Source organism: Klebsiella pasteurii (genome assembly GCF_018139045.1).
Classification (GTDB): domain Bacteria; phylum Pseudomonadota; class Gammaproteobacteria; order Enterobacterales; family Enterobacteriaceae; genus Klebsiella; species Klebsiella grimontii.
In genome coordinates this window covers 1,937,099-1,953,867 of record NZ_CP073236.1, presented here as the reverse complement: position 1 = coordinate 1,953,867, position 16,769 = coordinate 1,937,099, and the positions used below count along the sequence as shown (strand labels likewise).

General features: G+C 59.8%; 12 protein-coding genes. 2 read left to right on the top strand and 10 right to left on the bottom strand.

Annotation, left to right across the window (positions count from 1 at the left end; genetic code table 11):
• Positions 1–141: 141 nt before the first annotated feature.
• The 8 genes from KCG39_RS09195 to nifH form a co-directional block, all read right to left on the bottom strand.
• Entirely contained in the window at positions 142–612 is a 471-nt protein-coding gene (locus KCG39_RS09195; RefSeq protein ID WP_004122400.1) for a NifB/NifX family molybdenum-iron cluster-binding protein, read from the bottom strand.
• Entirely contained in the window at positions 599–1,984 is a 1,386-nt protein-coding gene (gene nifN / locus KCG39_RS09190; protein WP_004122397.1) for a nitrogenase iron-molybdenum cofactor biosynthesis protein NifN, read from the bottom strand. The genes KCG39_RS09195 and nifN overlap by 14 nt, the downstream gene beginning before the upstream one ends.
• Positions 1,985–1,994: 10 nt before the next feature.
• On the bottom strand, positions 1,995–3,368 hold the full coding sequence (gene nifE / locus KCG39_RS09185; protein WP_049114606.1) for a nitrogenase iron-molybdenum cofactor biosynthesis protein NifE: 1,374 nt from the start codon (positions 3,366–3,368) through the stop codon (positions 1,995–1,997).
• 239 nt (positions 3,369–3,607) lie between these two features.
• Positions 3,608–4,270, bottom strand: coding sequence for a NifB/NifX family molybdenum-iron cluster-binding protein (locus KCG39_RS09180; RefSeq protein ID WP_112167183.1), 663 nt, complete (start codon positions 4,268–4,270; stop codon positions 3,608–3,610).
• Positions 4,271–4,280: 10 nt separating this feature from the next.
• Complete coding sequence (gene nifT / locus KCG39_RS09175; protein WP_004122392.1) at positions 4,281–4,499, bottom strand: putative nitrogen fixation protein NifT; 219 nt, start codon at positions 4,497–4,499, stop codon at positions 4,281–4,283.
• A 39-nt stretch (positions 4,500–4,538) separates the two neighbouring features.
• A complete protein-coding gene (nifK, locus tag KCG39_RS09170) occupies positions 4,539–6,101 on the bottom strand; it encodes a nitrogenase molybdenum-iron protein subunit beta (RefSeq protein ID WP_004122390.1) in 1,563 nt (520 codons plus the stop codon).
• Between the two features lie 55 nt (positions 6,102–6,156).
• On the bottom strand, positions 6,157–7,605 hold the full coding sequence (gene nifD, locus KCG39_RS09165; RefSeq protein ID WP_032741895.1) for a nitrogenase molybdenum-iron protein alpha chain: 1,449 nt from the start codon (positions 7,603–7,605) through the stop codon (positions 6,157–6,159).
• A 16-nt stretch (positions 7,606–7,621) separates the two neighbouring features.
• Positions 7,622–8,503 carry a nitrogenase iron protein gene (gene nifH / locus KCG39_RS09160; protein ID WP_004122384.1) on the bottom strand — a complete coding sequence of 294 codons (882 nt, stop codon included), beginning with the start codon at positions 8,501–8,503 and terminating at the stop codon, positions 7,622–7,624.
• Between the two features lie 404 nt (positions 8,504–8,907).
• Here nifH and nifJ point away from each other — a divergent pair, with 404 nt between their 5' ends.
• Positions 8,908–12,423, top strand: a complete 3,516-nt coding sequence (gene nifJ / locus KCG39_RS09155) for a pyruvate:ferredoxin (flavodoxin) oxidoreductase (protein WP_142468553.1) — start codon at positions 8,908–8,910, stop codon at positions 12,421–12,423.
• Between the two features lie 7 nt (positions 12,424–12,430).
• Here nifJ and KCG39_RS09150 read toward each other — a convergent pair whose 3' ends face one another.
• Positions 12,431–12,742, bottom strand: a complete 312-nt coding sequence (locus KCG39_RS09150; protein WP_004122375.1) for an ArsR/SmtB family transcription factor — start codon at positions 12,740–12,742, stop codon at positions 12,431–12,433.
• A 238-nt stretch (positions 12,743–12,980) separates the two neighbouring features.
• Between KCG39_RS09150 and fusA the strand changes: the two genes are divergently transcribed.
• Complete coding sequence (gene fusA / locus KCG39_RS09145; RefSeq protein ID WP_211811589.1) at positions 12,981–15,083, top strand: elongation factor G; 2,103 nt, start codon at positions 12,981–12,983, stop codon at positions 15,081–15,083.
• Positions 15,084–15,188: 105 nt separating this feature from the next.
• Here the strand turns inward: fusA and sbcB are convergent, their stop codons facing one another.
• Positions 15,189–16,613, bottom strand: coding sequence for an exodeoxyribonuclease I (sbcB, locus tag KCG39_RS09140; protein WP_142468555.1), 1,425 nt, complete (start codon positions 16,611–16,613; stop codon positions 15,189–15,191).
• Positions 16,614–16,769: the final 156 nt, after the last annotated feature.

The window sequence follows — 16,769 nt, the reverse complement described above, 5'->3', positions numbered from 1 at the left end:
AGCGCGGTGGCGATAACGAACTAGCAATTGCGATACCAGAGAATAAAATTAATATTTTTCAAATTGTTGTGTATTTTTCCTGACAAGGTTGGTCCGACAGTGTCGCGATGTTTTGTGGGCTTTGTCACAGAAACGACACGGCTAGCGGCGCGGGTCCGGATCCCCATGCCACTCCTGTTCCTGCAGCAGACGGGTAAAGCGCTCCGGGTCGCGCTGGCGCGTATTTTTGCGCTGCCCTTTGTCGTACCAGTAGAGCTGGATCTCCTGCAGTAAGCCGACGATGGTGGTGTCGGCGGGAACGCGTTCGGCGCGCACGCCAACCTGCAACAGCTGGCGAAAAACCGCGTCGCCAATCGCCACGCAGAACAGCGTGACGCAATCCTCCAGAGCGTGGATCCGCCTGGCGATCTTCTCCGTCTGGTGGCCGTTCTCGACCGAGAAATCAACCACCCGGATTAGAGTGACCCGGTCCGCCTTGACGCCGTACACCACCAGCCGCGGGGTGGCGCCGAAGTGCTGATCGACGTGACGATAGTCAGAGCTGGCGAAGGCGACCTTCATAGACCACTCATCGGAGTGGACCATATCAAACTGACGGTTAATCGGCGGCATAAGCGCCTCCTGTGGAGAGTGACGATTCGGGGTTCTGGCGAAGCGGCGATCGGTAGTGGGCGAGGTGGTGGTGACGCTCGCGCATCAGGTTTGCCAGCTCAAACAGCGTATCGCGCATTCCGCTATATCCCTGGCGCACCCGGCGGAATTCGCCGAGTTTGTCAAAGAGCGGAAAACCCGCGCGCACCAGCGGCAGCGCAAACTGCTCCGCCAGGTCGCGGGCGTGCGAGTTCGCCACCAGCAGGTCGGCGGGATGCGCGCACAGCAGGGTTTGCAGATCCTCCAGATCCCCCGGCACCACCCGTTCTACCGGCAGCTGGCGCAGGCTGGGATGACCGGTAGGGGCCACCAGCGGGCCGGGCTGCATCCCCTGGCTGTTGGCGAAGTCACACCACGCCGCCAGCAGATCGCCTTCCGCCGCTATCGCCATGCGCTGGCCCTGGAGCCACATATGGCAGTCGATCATCGCATCCTGTAGCTGTCCGCGCTGGCGTTCCAGCCACTCGGGAACGGCGCGTCCGGAAATTTTCGCCAGTTGATGAATAAAGGCGTCGCAGCGTTCGAGGGTCATCAGGTGCGGCAGGGCGATAACCTCGCCGCGGCAGCGCGGGGCCAGCAGCGATGAGGCGCGATGAAGGGAGACGCCAATGGCGAAGCTACACAGGCTTTGCCCCATCTGCTCTATCTGGCGCAGCGGCGTCCCGCCCTGGGTTAACGGTGAGAAATCGCCCTGCGCCAGGTGGCCGTCCATCGACTGCGCCAGGTCCGGCAGGATTACCGGCTGCAGGCTGAACGCTTCGACGCATCGGCGCAGCCACTCGATATCGCCCGGCGAACAGAGGTGGCTGACCAGCAGATTGACCCGGCGATTGCGCTGAGCCGGTCGCGGCGCCGGCGGCACCCACTGCTCAATGACGCTCTCTAGCACCGCGCTGAAGCCGTTCTCCATGGAGCCATAAAAATCCGGCGTGTTAACCGTCAATATCGCCACGCCCTTATGCCGGGGATACTCTTCGCGAAACTGGCGAACCACGCGGGAAATATCGCTGCCCTGGGCCTCTGACAGCCCGGTGCTGAGCAGTACGATAGCCTGCGGATTGTTGCGCTGGCAGAGGGTATCCAGGGCGGTAAAAATATTGCCGTCCGCGCCCATAATCGTCGACGTGGGGTCCATCGCCGTCGACTGCAGGGGAACCGGGTCGTGGAAATGTTGAATAAAAAAGACTTTGGCGAAGGCACTGCACCCCTGCGCGCCGTGGACCAGCGGGATGCTGTGTTCGATCCCAAGGCTCGCGAGGATCGCGCCGAGCGGCTGGCCGGTTTTGATAGGGCTGACCGCCAGCGGTTTATCGGTGCGGAAAATGTCTGCCATGATGAGCTCCTTAGCGCCACGGGGCGCGAGAATGGGTTTGCGGCCAGATGGGGCTATTGATGGTCTGACACAGCTGGCGGGCGAGGGTGACGATCCCCTGATAGCCAGCGAAGGCGTGTTCGCGCTCCTGATTGATATCGAGAAACGGCAGCCTGGCTTTATAGGCGGTGTACATATTGCGTCCGCCGGCAATCATCAGGTCGGCCTGATAGCGATAGACCACATCCAGCAGCGTGCGGGCGTTGCCCTCTTCCAGCATTACCGCCTCTTCGCCCATCAGCTCGCGGATCCGCTGTTTATCCTCTTCGGTGGATTTACGCGTGCCGGTTGCCACCACGGTCATGCCCAAATCCTGAAGCGCCGATACCACCGACCAGGATTTCACCCCGCCGGTATAGAGCAGCGCTTTGCGGCCGCGCAGCTGTTCGCGCCACGGCTGTAGCGCCAGTTCCGCCGCCTGTTCCTCCCGCGCAATCAGCGCTTCGGTGCGCTGACGAAGGTCGTCGTCGCCCAGCAGCGCCGCCAGCTGGCGCAGGGCGTCAGAGGTGGCGCGGATCCCGTAAAAGCTGCCTTCGAACCACGGCGTGCCGTAGCGCTGCTCCAGGGCTCGGGCGACGTTGATTAACGCCCGCGAGCAGACCAGCATATTGGCCTGCGCCCGGTGCATGGTCTGGATCTCGGCGAAGCGGCCATCGCCGGAGAGGCTGCCGAGCACGCGGATCCCCAGTTCGTCGAGCAGCGGCTGAATATGCCAGAACTCACCGGCAATATTGAATTCGCCAATCAGGCCAATATCGTGACGCTGCTCCGGGGCAAAGGGCGTGCTCTCCGGCCAGGGCGCGGGCTCGCGCTGGCCGATAACCCGTTTGACCATGACGTCGCCCGCCAGCCGGTTACCGAGATTTTTACTGCCGTAGAAACCGGCGGCGTCAATGGCGATAACCGGTACGCCGGTGGCGGTCTGCGCGGCCTGGCATACCGCTTCGAGGTCATCGCCCTCCATGGCCGGTACGCAGGTGTTATAGATAAAGACCGCCGCCGGGTGATAGCGGGTGACGATATGGCGCACGGCGTGAAACAGGCGGCGTTCGCCGCGGCCCATAATCACGTCCTGTTCGTTGAGATCGGTGGTGAACCCGAGCCGATTAAGGGTGGGGCCGGAGCTGGCGCTGCCGCGGTTATCCCATGAGCTTCCGGCGCAGCCGATAGGACCGTGGACCAGATGCGCCACGTCGGCGATGGGCAGCAGGGTTATCTGCGCGCCGTCGAACGCGCAGCCGCCGGCGGTGGCGCCGGGTTTGGGCGCGCTGCAGCCGGATTTTTGTTTATGGTTGTGTTCACAAGCCGGTTCATCCAGCAGCGCCAGAATTTCATTTCCCTTCATAGTGACCTCGTTGACGGTGGGGGATGAGGGGGAAGATGCAATTCGCGCTCCATAAGCGGTGCCTTGATATTTAAAGAAAAAGGGTTGTTGGCTTTGCGACAAAGCCAACAATCGGACAAGGGGATGGCGGGGCGTGTCTTGTTTTGGCGAATAATCTTCCCCTGACCGTAACGTGGGGAATGCGTCCATACGCGAAAAAAAGCCCGCGGGGTCAGCGGGCAACAAGCACAAAACAGGGATTAAAAAACGCGTTCTTCCAGAGGATTATCCCTGTTAAGCCGCTTCGCCAGCCACGGCGGCAAACGGCCGGCCAGCAGCGTATTGATCGCCTCGCACTGCGCCTGAATCGTCGTCCCAGGCTGCGCTTTCATCGGGTGGATGCGATGGCGGATCAGCCGCGCGGCGGCGGGCCCGCCGATCTCCTGGCAAAACAGCAGCTGACAGTCCTCAATAAGTCGGGCGCGCACTTCGTTGGCCTCCTGCTGGTGGGGCGCGGAGGGGTAGCGGCGCAGATCGTACAGCCAGCCGCCTTGCTCATCGAACGCGTAGATAAAAAACAGTCGTCCCTGGCCGAAATGGCCGTTAATCACCAGCCCATCCTGAGAGCAAAATGCCGCCAGCAGCTGCGGCGTGCGCTGGGCAGGGCGAACGATGCGTAAATGGGCGGGCAGCGCGCCCTGCAGGCTCGCCATCACCCGCGACCAGCGAGCGGGGGACATCACCGCCGTCGCGGAGGGAAAGCTGGCGGCCAGCTGCGGCTGGGTCAGGGTCGCCAGACGCGCTGGCGTCAGCGTCTCGCCGCTCTCCTGCGCCAGCCAGTCGACGATTTGCGCCGGCTGTAGGTCCGGCAGGGACTGAAACAGCGCCAGCATACGCCAGAATAGGGTATCGTTGTCGGACATCACCAGCTCCTTATATCAAGGTATTGCGCGTCGCGCGCAGGCTTATCGGGAAGACGGGACGCCCCGGCTGCGGATGCACGTAGTAGCGGCGTCCCCCCTCCAGCGAAATCGCGCCGCCCCAGCGTTCAGCGTCGTTATGCTCAATCTGGATCACTCGCGCTTCCAGATCCTGTTTCGCGATATAGGCGTACAGGTCCGCGCCGCGCTCACGGAAAATCACGATGGGCATACTCCCTCCTGGCCCCGCATGACGCGGGGCACCTGATGGTTAACGGACGAGATCGAAGCTGTAATCGGTTTTGCCCAGCTGGCTGGTATCGCTATCCAGTTTCTCCAGCACGGCGTTCACCAGCGTCGTCACAATGTTCATCGCGCCTTCATAACCCCAGGTTGTCTGGCGGTGCAGATGGTGGCGGTCGAACAGCGGAAAGCCGAGGCGGATAAGCGGCACTTCAAAGGCTTTGCCCTTCGCCAGGGTATCGCGCTGGATAAACTTGCCGTAGGAGTTGCCGATCATAAAGTCCGGCTGACGGGTGAACATCAGCGAACGGAAGTGCCACAAATCGCAGTTGATAAACACTTCGCTATCTCGCCCGTACGGCGAGGCATCGAGCATTTTCTTCATCGCTTTTTGCCAGCGTTTGTTGGCGTTATGGCTCAGGATCACCGTCGGCTCGCAGCCCAGCTCCAGCAGGAAGCGGGTGAGGCCCATCACGAAGTCCGGATCGCCGTACAGGCCAAACTTCTTGCCGTGCAGCCAGGTGTGGGAGTCGAGCATCATGTCAACCAGCCTGCCGCGCTCAATGGTGAGGGCGTCGGCAATTGGCTTTCCGCTAAGCTGGCTGACGGTCATCAGCAGTTCATCGGTGGCGGCCAGTCCCAGCGGAATGGCGACCTCGGTGGCGGGCTGGTTCCACATCTCCTGCACCACTTTTTTGCTCTTCAGCAGCTGCCACGGCTGCAGGAGTAGCGTATCGATGGCGTCAGGGGCTTCTTTCATCTCCTGCTGCGTGGTGCCGCCGGAATACATCCGGTAGTGGCCGTCGGCGGGCGTGTCGAGAACTTCCGACGGATCGGAGAGCAGGCTGCACGGTACCGCCATCTGTTCCATCATCCGCTTTAATACGCGGAAGTTGCCGAGATAGGTTTCAAAGCCGGTCACCAGATTGAGCTTCGGCAGTTTGCCCGGCTGCCCCTGGTAGTCCGCGGTGAAGGTTTTGGCGAAGCCTTCAAACATGTTATCCCAACCGGTGACGTGGCTGCCGATAAAGCTTGGCGTATGGGCATGGGGCACGGCGATGCTGCTGTCGACGAAGCCATCTTTTTTGGCGTTGGCGATAAACGCCTGCAGGTCATCGCCGATAACTTCCGCCATGCAGGTGGTGGACACCGCAATGATCTCCGGTTTGTACAGCGCGCTGGCGTTCTGCAGGCCCAGGTTCATATTGTTGTTGCCGCCGAAGACTGCCGCGTCTTCGGTCATCGAGTCGGAGACGCAGGCGATCGGCTCTTTGAAATGGCGGTTAAAATAGGTGCGAAAGTAGGCCACGCACCCCTGAGAGCCGTGCACATACGGCAGGGTGTTGGCAAATCCCAGCGAGCAAAGCACCGCGCCAAGCGGCTGGCAGGCTTTTGCCGGGTCAACGGTCAGCGCCTCGCGCTGGAAGTTCAGCGCTTCATACTCGGCGGTGGTGGTCCAGTCAAAGACCTCCTGCACGCGCTGCGCATCGTGCGCCTCTTCCAGCTGCCGCTTATTGCGAAACAGCTCCTGGTATTCATCCTGTTCGAATAGCGGATAACAGCTATTAATTTTATCAATCGTTTGGCTCATGGTGTTCTCCTCCCGCGCCACAAATCGGTGAACAGACGGGACAGTGAGTGGGCAATCACGCAGACTTCAGCCACGGGGCGGTCAGTTCGTTCCACGCCGGGTTGTTCAGGGTCATATCCATATCGCGGGCGAAAATGGCGAAACCATCGTAGCCGTGGTACGGGCCGGAATAGTCCCACGAGTGCATCTGGCGGAACGGCACGCCCATTTTCTGGAAGATATATTTTTCCTTGATGCCGGAGCCGATAAGGTCGGGCTTCAGCGCCTTGACGAACGCTTCCAGCTCGTAGCTGCTGGCGTCATCGAACAGCAGTGTGCCCTCTTTGAGATCCGGCAGGGTGCGGTCGTAGTCATCGTTATGGGCAAACTCGTACCCGGCGGCGATGATCTCCATGCCGAGATCCTCATAGGCGCCGATGACGTGGCGTGGTCGCAGGCCGCCCATATAGAGCAGCACCTTACGCCCCTCCAGGCGCGGGCGATATTTGGCGATAATCGCCGCCATCTGCCCCTCATATCTGGCGATCACCGCTTCGGCGTTCGCGCGAATGGTATCGTCGAACTGGTCGGCGATTTTGCGCAGCGATTCGGCGATTTTGGTCGGCCCGAAGAAGTTGTACTCCATCCACGGAATCTGATGTTTCTCCTCCATATGGCGGGCGATATAGTTCATCGAACGGTAGCAGTGAACCAGGTTCAGCTTGACGAATGGGGTGTTCTCCATCTCCACCAGCGTGCCGTCGCCGGACCACTGCGCGACCACCCGTAGCCCCATCTCTTCCAGCAGAATGCGTGAGGCCCAGGCGTCGCCGCCGATGTTGTAGTCGCCGATAATCGCCACATCGTAAGGGGTGGTTTCAAACGGCTGCCCTTCGCGATTGTTAAGGATCCAGTCGCGCACCACGTCGTTGGCGATATGGTGCCCCAGCGACTGCGACACGCCGCGAAAGCCTTCGCAGCGTACCGGGATCACCGGTTTATCCAGCGCTTTGCTGCTGGTGTTGGCCACCGCGCTAATATCATCGCCGATCAGCCCCACAGGACATTCCGATTGAATGGTGATCCCTTTGGTGAGCGGGAACAGCAGCTCCATCTCTTCAATCAGCTTGCTGAGTTTTTTATCGCCGCCGAAGACGATGTCGCGCTCCTGAAAATCAGAGGTGAAGTTCAGCGTGCCGAAGCTATCGACGCCGCTGACCCCGGTGTAGTAATTGCGTCGTCCGGCGCGGGAATACTGGCCGCAGCCGACCGGTCCGTGCGAAATGTGGGCCATATCCTTGATCGGCCCAAATACCACCCCTTTGGAACCGGCGTAGGCGCAGCCGCGTACGGTCATCACGCCGGGTTGTGACTTGCGGTTAGAGATAATGCACTTGCCGACGCTCTCCATTTCCGGATCGCTGACCATCATGTGCTTTCTGCGCTCTTTTCGCGCGGTTTCCGGGAACACTTCCAGGACTTCCTGGATGAGCGCCAGATTACGTTCGCCCGTTGCGTTGGTCATCATAATTGTCCTGTGCTCAGGCCGCGTTTTCTTCGGCGGCGGTTTTACCAATGATGCTGGTGTCTTCCTCTTCCATGATGCCGAACTCCATCAGCAGCGACTCCAGCTCATCCATGGTGCAGGGCGTCGGCACCACTTTCATGGTGTTGTTGACGATCTTCTGCGCCAGGGTGCGGTATTCGTTGGCCTGTTTGCAGGCGGGGTCGTACTCGATAACCGTCATGCGGCGGATCTCCGCGCGCTGCACGATGTTGTCGCGGGGCACAAAGTGGATCATCTGGGTACCGAGCTTTTCCGCCAGGGCAATAATCAGTTCGTCTTCACGGTCGGTCTGACGGGAGTTACAGATCAGGCCGCCGAGGCGCACCTTGCCGGATTTGGCGTATTTAACGATCCCTTTGGAGATATTGTTGGCGGCGTACATCGCCATCATTTCACCGGAGCAGACGATGTAGATCTCCTGGGCTTTGTTTTCGCGGATCGGCATGGCGAAGCCGCCGCAGACCACGTCGCCGAGCACGTCATAGAACACGAAATCGAGATCGTCCTCGTAGGCGCCTTCTTCTTCAAGAAAGTTGATCGCCGTGATCACGCCGCGTCCCGCACAGCCGACGCCTGGCTCCGGGCCGCCGGATTCCGCGCAGCGCACGTCGCCGTAGCCAATTTGCAGAACGTCTTCGAGTTCGAGGTCCTCGACCGAGCCGACTTCCGCGGCCATCTCCATAATGGTGTTCTGTGCTTTGGCGTGCAGGATCAGACGGGTGGAGTCCGCCTTCGGATCGCAGCCGACGATCATCACTTTCTTACCCATCTCCGCCAGCGCGGCGACGAGGTTCTGCGTGGTGGTGGATTTACCGATACCGCCTTTACCGTAAATAGCGCATTGACGCATGGTCATGGTGACTTCTCCTGTTGTTGAGTGTTTGCCAGCAGAGAAGTGCAGGGAACATACCAGCCGTGCCTGTTTATGTATTTATTTGATTTTTATGTATTTATTAATTCATTGTCGCGCAGGGCGTAAAACAAAACGGCACAATAAGGCGACCAAATGTGGGAAACAGAACAATTCCGTCTGCCGGGGCCATTGTGGCGGTTTGTCGCCTGTTCAACAGCTTGTCGCCCCCTGTGTCTTATTCCACGCAATCTCTTTGCGCGCTGTGCGACGACGCTCTTCATAACGCGTTGAATTCGCGCCAACTATTCTGTCATCCGCGAGCTGGCACAGGCTGTGCTTGAGGCAACAACTGGGTTTGCCGCTTATTTGAGGCGGCGAAGATGCCTCTCACCTTCGAGGATTGAACAATGTCCGGAAAAATGAAAACAATGGATGGCAACGCCGCGGCGGCCTGGATCTCTTATGCCTTTACCGAGGTCGCGGCGATTTACCCCATTACCCCCTCCACGCCGATGGCGGAAAACGTCGACGAGTGGGCGGCGCAGGGGAAAAAGAACCTCTTTGGCCAGCCGGTGCGCTTAATGGAGATGCAGTCGGAAGCCGGCGCGGCAGGCGCGGTACACGGCGCGCTGCAGGCCGGGGCGCTCACCACCACCTATACGGCCTCCCAGGGGCTGCTGCTGATGATCCCCAACATGTACAAAATCGCCGGTGAGCTGCTGCCGGGCGTTTTTCACGTCAGCGCCCGGGCGCTGGCGACCAACTCGCTGAATATTTTTGGCGATCACCAGGACGTGATGGCGGTTCGCCAGACCGGCTGCGCGATGCTGGCGGAGAACAACGTGCAGCAGGTGATGGATTTGTCGGCGGTGGCGCATCTGGCGGCGATTAAGGGACGCATCCCGTTTGTTAACTTCTTCGACGGTTTTCGCACTTCGCACGAAATTCAAAAAATCGAGGTGCTGGAATATGAGCAGCTGGCGACGCTGCTGGACCGGCCTGCGCTCGACAGCTTCCGCCGTAACGCGCTGCATCCGGATCATCCTGTCATCCGCGGAACGGCGCAGAACCCGGATATCTACTTCCAGGAACGGGAGGCGGGCAACCGTTTTTATCAGGCGCTGCCAGACATTGTCGAAAACTATATGGCGCAAATCAGCGCGCTCACCGGCCGGGAGTACCATCTGTTTAACTATACCGGCGCGGCGGACGCTGAACGGGTGATTATCGCGATGGGATCGGTCTGCGATACCGTTCAGGAAGTGGTGGATACGCTGAACGCGGCGGGAGAGAAGGTCGGGCTGCTCAGCGTGCATCTGTTTCGCCCTTTTTCGCTGGCCCACTTCTTCGCCCAGCTGCCGAAAACCGTGCAGCGTATTGCCGTCCTGGACCGCACCAAAGAGCCCGGCGCTCAGGCTGAACCGCTGTGCCTGGATGTGAAAAACGCCTTCTATCATCACGACGATGCGCCGTTAATCGTCGGCGGCCGCTATGCGCTTGGCGGTAAGGATGTTCTGCCTAACGATATCGCGGCCGTCTTTGATAACCTCAATAAACCGCTGCCGATGGACGGGTTTACCCTCGGGATTGTCGATGATGTGACCTTTACTTCGTTGCCCCCGCGCCAGCAGACGCTGGCGGTCTCGCATGCCGGCATCACCGCCTGTAAATTTTGGGGCATGGGCTCGGACGGCACCGTGGGGGCCAATAAAAGCGCGATCAAAATTATCGGCGATAAAACACCGCTCTACGCGCAGGCCTACTTTTCCTATGACTCGAAAAAATCCGGCGGCATTACCGTTTCACATTTGCGCTTCGGCGACCGGCCGATCAATTCGCCCTACCTGATCCATCGGGCCGATTTTATCTCCTGTTCGCAGCAGTCCTACGTTGAGCGCTACGATCTGCTGGACGGATTAAAGCCGGGCGGGACCTTTTTACTCAACTGCAGCTGGTCCGATGCGGAGCTGGAGCAGCATCTGCCGGTTAGCTTCAAACGCTATCTGGCGCGGGAAAATATCCATTTTTATACCCTGAACGCCGTGGATATCGCCCGCGAGCTCGGACTGGGCGGGCGCTTTAATATGCTGATGCAGGCGGCGTTCTTTAAGCTGGCCGCGATTATCGACCCGCAGACCGCGGCGGATTACCTTAAGCAGGCGGTTGAAAAAAGCTACGGCAGCAAAGGGGCGGCGGTGATTGAGATGAACCAGCGGGCAATCGAGCTGGGCATGGCCTCGCTGCATCAGGTGACGATTCCGGCGCACTGGGCGACGCTGGATGAACCCGTGGCGCAGGTTTCAGCTATGATGCCGGATTTCATCCGCGATATTCTGCAGCCGATGAACCGCCATTGCGGCGACCAGCTGCCGGTGAGCGCGTTTGTCGGTATGGAGGACGGGACGTTTCCTTCGGGCACCGCCGCCTGGGAAAAACGCGGGATCGCGCTGGAAGTGCCGGTCTGGCAGCCGGAGGGCTGCACGCAGTGTAACCAGTGCGCCTTTATCTGCCCGCATGCGGCGATCCGCCCGGCGTTGCTCAACGGCGAAGAGCATGACGCCGCGCCGGTTGGGCTGCTGAGCAAACCCGCGCAGGGAGCGAAGGAGTATCACTACCATCTGGCTATCTCGCCGCTGGATTGTTCCGGCTGCGGCAACTGCGTGGACATCTGTCCCGCGCGCGGCAAGGCGTTAAAAATGCAGTCTCTCGATAGCCAGCGTCAGATGGCGCCGGTCTGGGACTATGCGCTGGCACTGACGCCGAAGAGCAATCCGTTTCGTAAGACGACGGTCAAAGGTAGCCAGTTTGAAACCCCGTTGCTGGAGTTTTCCGGCGCCTGCGCGGGGTGCGGAGAAACGCCTTATGCCCGCCTGATAACCCAGCTGTTTGGCGACCGGATGTTGATCGCTAACGCCACCGGCTGCTCTTCTATCTGGGGGGCCAGCGCGCCGTCGATTCCCTATACCACCAACCACCGCGGCCACGGCCCGGCATGGGCGAACTCGCTATTTGAGGATAACGCGGAGTTTGGCCTCGGCATGATGCTCGGCGGTCAGGCGGTGCGTCAACAAATCGCCGATGATATGACCGCCGCGCTGGCGCTACCGGTCAGCGACGAACTTAGCGACGCAATGCGCCAGTGGCTGGCGAAGCAGGATGAAGGCGAGGGCACCCGCGAGCGCGCGGACCAGCTCAGCGAACGGCTGGCGGCGGAAAAAGAGGGGGTGCCGCTGCTGGAGCAGCTGTGGCAGAACCGCGACTATTTTGTTCGTCGTTCGCAGTGGATTTTCGGCGGCGACGGCTGGGCCTACGATATCGGCTTCGGCGGCCTCGACCACGTGCTGGCGAGCGGGGAAGACGTCAATATTTTGGTGTTTGACACCGAGGTTTACTCCAATACCGGCGGCCAGTCGTCTAAATCGACCCCGGTGGCGGCCATCGCGAAGTTTGCCGCGCAGGGTAAACGCACGCGGAAAAAAGATCTCGGCATGATGGCGATGAGCTACGGCAATGTGTACGTGGCCCAGGTCGCGATGGGCGCTGATAAAGATCAGACCCTACGGGCGATCGCCGAGGCCGAAGCCTGGCCGGGACCGTCGCTGGTGATTGCCTACGCCGCCTGCATTAACCACGGGCTGAAAGCCGGTATGCGCTGCAGCCAGCGCGAGGCGAAACGGGCGGTTGAGGCGGGATATTGGCACCTGTGGCGCTATCATCCGCAGCGGGAAGCGGAAGGCAAGACGCCGTTTATTCTCGATTCCGAAGAGCCGGAGGAGAGTTTCCGCGACTTTTTGCTTGGCGAAGTGCGCTACGCCTCGCTGCACAAAACGACGCCGCATCTGGCGGATGCGCTCTTTAGCCGAACCGAGGAGGACGCTCGGGCCCGCTTTGCCCAGTATCGGCGGCTGGCCGGCGAGGAGTAGCAGGCCTTTAGTTCTCCAGCTGCATGACCTTAAGCAGCGTCTCCAGCAGGCCGGGAAAGCGCGCGTCTAAATCTTCCCGGCGCAGCGAAATCAAGTTCTCCCGCCCCTGTGGCCGCTGCCAGATCACACCGCTGTCGCGCAGGACGCGCCAGTGGTGGGTCATGGTCGACTTTGCCACATCTTCATGACGCAGGGCGTTACAGCTCTGCTCGCTGCCGTCGGCAAGGATGCGGATAATCTCAAGCCGTAGCGGGTTACCGAGGGCGAAAAGGACATTTTCGAGGCGAATTTGTTCACGTTCGGGGTGATTGGCGATCATACTATTCCTGTGTCGGCGGTTGCGCTGCCTTACGAGCAGCGGCCCGTATCGGCGGCTGGCCGGTAATATACCCAAACTGCTTTTCTAAAGCCACGCGCGTCGTCGCAGCTTTACCAATAGTAACGATAGCAAAAATAGTTCGAATATACTCGTACAGTTGTACTATGATAGATGCCGTTATATGAACGGCGGCCAATTCCGGCCGCCTGCTGACAGTCAAAATGACTAAGGACGCATCATGCCCCGACCCATCCCCCTCGAACGTTATCGCAACATCGGTATCTCCGCGCATATCGATGCCGGCAAAACCACCACCACCGAGCGCATCCTGTTTTATACCGGGATGAGCCACAAGCTGGGGGAAGTACACGATGGCGCGGCAACCACCGACTGGATGGCGCAGGAGCAGGAGCGCGGGATCACCATTACCTCCGCGGCGGTGAGCTGCTTCTGGCCCGGCATGGACCGTAGCTTTGAGCCGCACCGGATAAACATCATCGATACCCCCGGGCACGTGGATTTCACCATCGAAGTGGAACGTTCTATGCGCGTACTGGACGGCGCGGTGATGGTTTACGACTCCGTCGGCGGCGTGCAGCCGCAGTCGGAAACCGTCTGGCGGCAGGCGAATAAATACCACGTTCCGCGGCTGGCCTTCGTCAACAAGATGGACCGCCCCGGCGCGGATTTTTTCCGCGTGGTGCAGATGATGACCGATCGCCTGAAGGCCAATCCGGTACCGATTGTGATCCCGGTTGGCGCCGAAGAGCACTTTACCGGGGTGGTGGATCTCATCAAAATGCGCGCTATTTTGTGGGACGACGCCACCCAGGGGATGACCTTCAGCTATGCCCCGGTGCCTGACGATCTCATGGAAACCGCCCGGCTGTGGCGGGAGAAAATGGTCTCGGCGGCGGCCGAAGCCAGCGACGAACTGATGGATAAGTATCTCGAAACCAGCGAGTTGAGCGAGGCGGAAATCGTTGCCGGACTGCGCCAGCGCACGGTGAAGGGCGAAATCCAGGCGGTGCTGTGCGGCAGCGCATTTAAAAACAAAGGCGTGCAGCGGATGCTTGATGCGGTGGTTGAGCTGATGCCGTCGCCGCTGGATATCCCGGCTATTCAGGGCGTGGATGAGAAAGGGCAGTCCGCGGAACGTCACCCGAGCGACGACGAACCGTTCTCGGCGCTGGCCTTCAAGCTGATGACCGACCCCTATGTCGGACAGTTAACCTTTATCCGCGTCTATTCCGGGACGTTGAAAAAAGGCGATGCGGTGTGGAATCCGGTGAAAGGTAAGAAAGAACGCATCGGACTCATCGTGCTGATGCAGGCCAACGATCGCCATGAGGTGGACGAACTGCACGCCGGGGATATTGCCGCCTGCGTCGGCCTGAAGGATGTCACTACCGGCGACACGCTGTGCGACCCGGATGCGGTGATTACCCTCGAACGGATGGAGTTTCCGGAGCCGGTGATTTCACTGGCGATTGAACCGAAAACCAAAGCCGATCAGGAGAAAATGGGTATCGCTCTGCAGCGGCTGGCGGCGGAAGATCCGTCGTTTCGTCTGCATACTGACGAGGAGTCCGGCCAGACGATCATTTCCGGGATGGGCGAGCTGCATCTGGAGATTATCGTCGACCGCATGAAGCGCGAGTTTGGCGTTGAGGCGAATATCGGGCGTCCGCAGGTGACCTATCGCGAGACGATCCGCAAAACGGTCAAAGAGGTGGAAGGCAAGTTTGTCCGCCAGTCCGGCGGGAAAGGGCAGTACGGCTACGTGGTGTTGACCCTTGAACCGCTGGAGCCGGGAAGCGGTTTCGTGTTTGAAGACGCGACCAAAGGCGGCGTGGTGCCGCGCGAGTACATCCCTTCAGTGGAAAAAGGGCTGCGCGAAGCGATGGGCGCTGGCGTGCTGGCGGGCTATCCGGTAGTGGATATCAAGGCGACACTGACGTTTGGTTCGTATCATGACGTCGACTCCTCGGAGATGGCTTTCCGGATGGCGGCGATATTTGGCTTCAAGGAAGGGGCGCGCAGGGCCGACCCGGTAATTCTTGAACCGGTGATGCACGTGGAAGTGGAGACCCCGGAAGAGTATGCCGGGAATATTATGGGCGATCTCTCCTCCCGTCGCGGAATGGTGCAGGGGATGGAAGAGCGCTTCGGCAGCCAGATTATTCGCGCCGACGTGCCGCTGGCCGAGATGTTTGGCTATTCCACCACGCTGCGTTCAATGTCCCAGGGCCGGGCGACCTACAGCATGGAGTTCCACCACTACGCGGAAGCCCCGCGCAACGTGGCTGAGGCGATTATCGCCAGCCGCGCCAAAGGCTAAGCAACGTTCCCGGGTGCGACGCGAGCTGTCTTACCCGGGCTACGAGTCCTGCCATCGTTTGTAGCCCGGGTAGGGTGTTAGCCGCAACCCGGGAATTTCCTCCAATTAAACAATATCCTGCGCGTACTGCCACAGCGCCTTCAGCTGCGCCAGCTTTTCTTTATCATCCGCATACTGTTGATACAGCATCTGCAGCTCATCGGCATAGGCCTGTAAAAACTCTGGCGTAAACACCTCACGACGGTGTTCTAACCAGCGCTGCTGCTCGGCTTCATCGAGCGTACCGGGATAGTTGCGCGCGCGATAGTTGAAAAGCAGACGCTCAATACGCTTATCGGCGAAGGTAATATCCAGCGCCGGCAGGTTATGCGGCTCGGTCTCAAGCACGATTTTCATTGCCGCGCGATCGGCATCGCTGAAAAAGCCGTTATACAGCTGGGCATCGACGTTATCGGAAGGCACAAACGGCTCCGCTTCGGCAAAAATCGCCACCACTTTTTCGCGCACCTGCGGATTGGCCCGTAGCTGCTGGGCGTTATCCAGACAGCGCTGGATATTGATGCCCAGCCGGTCGGCATCCTGCGGACGCAGAGTGTTTTGCTGCGCCAGCACCGGGCATTTATTGAGGTGAACCAGCTTAATCGGCACCGCGGGCAGGTCGCCCAGCTCGCTTTTCGGCGTATACAGCCGCTCGCGCAGGGTGTCGGCATCCAGATCCAGCAGGGGAGCGATATCTCCGGCCAGGTCGACCATAATCACCGCGTTACGGTTGTCAGGGTGCCACGCCAGCGGGGCCACCAGGCTGGTGTTGCCGCGCGCCGCGCCAAACATGCCGGAAACATGCACCAGCGGTTTGATTTGCGGCACATCGATCAGCGTCGCCAGCTTGCGTTTGTTGCGATAGGTATATAGATAGTCAAACAGGCGCGGCTGCTGGGTTTTCACCAGTTTTGCCATCGCGATGGTGGCGTAAACGTCGGCCATCGCGTCGTGGGCGTTGCTGTGCTCAATGCCGTTGGCGACGGTCAGATGCTCGAGGCGGAAGCTCGGTAAGCCCTCTTCGTTTTCCGGCCAGTTGATCCCTTCCGGGCGCAGCGCGTAGCAGGCGCGCATCACATCCAGCAGATCCCAACGGGAGTTGTCGTGTTGCCAGCTCCAGGCGTAAGGATCGTAAAAATTGCGATAAAAGATATTGCGCGTCACTTCGTCATCGAAGCGCACGTTGTTGTAGCCGACGATGCAGGTTTTTGGCACCGTGAACAGATCGTGAACGCGACGGGCAAAGGCGGCTTCGCTGTCGCCCTTGGCGTTCGCCTCCTGCGGCGTTATCCCGGTGACCATGACCGCCTGCGGCTGCGGCAGATAGTCATCGGCGATCCTGCAGTAGAACACTTCAGGTTCACCGACGATATTGAGGTCTTCATCGGTGCGGATGGCGGCAAACTGCGACGGTCGGTCGAGCGAAGGGCTGGTGCCGAAGGTCTCGTAATCGTGAAACAAAAATCCGGGCTGGTTGGCGCGATCTTGCATAATCTGTTCATTATCCCTGGTGGCGAGCAGCCATCATGGTAAACGATTTGCCGGGCCATCAGAAGGGTATCCCCTTTGTCCTGCGTCGGCGATGTCATATTTTCTTGCAATTAAACCCTGATTTGAAACGAGAAGTTCCGTAAAAAGGACGGCGAA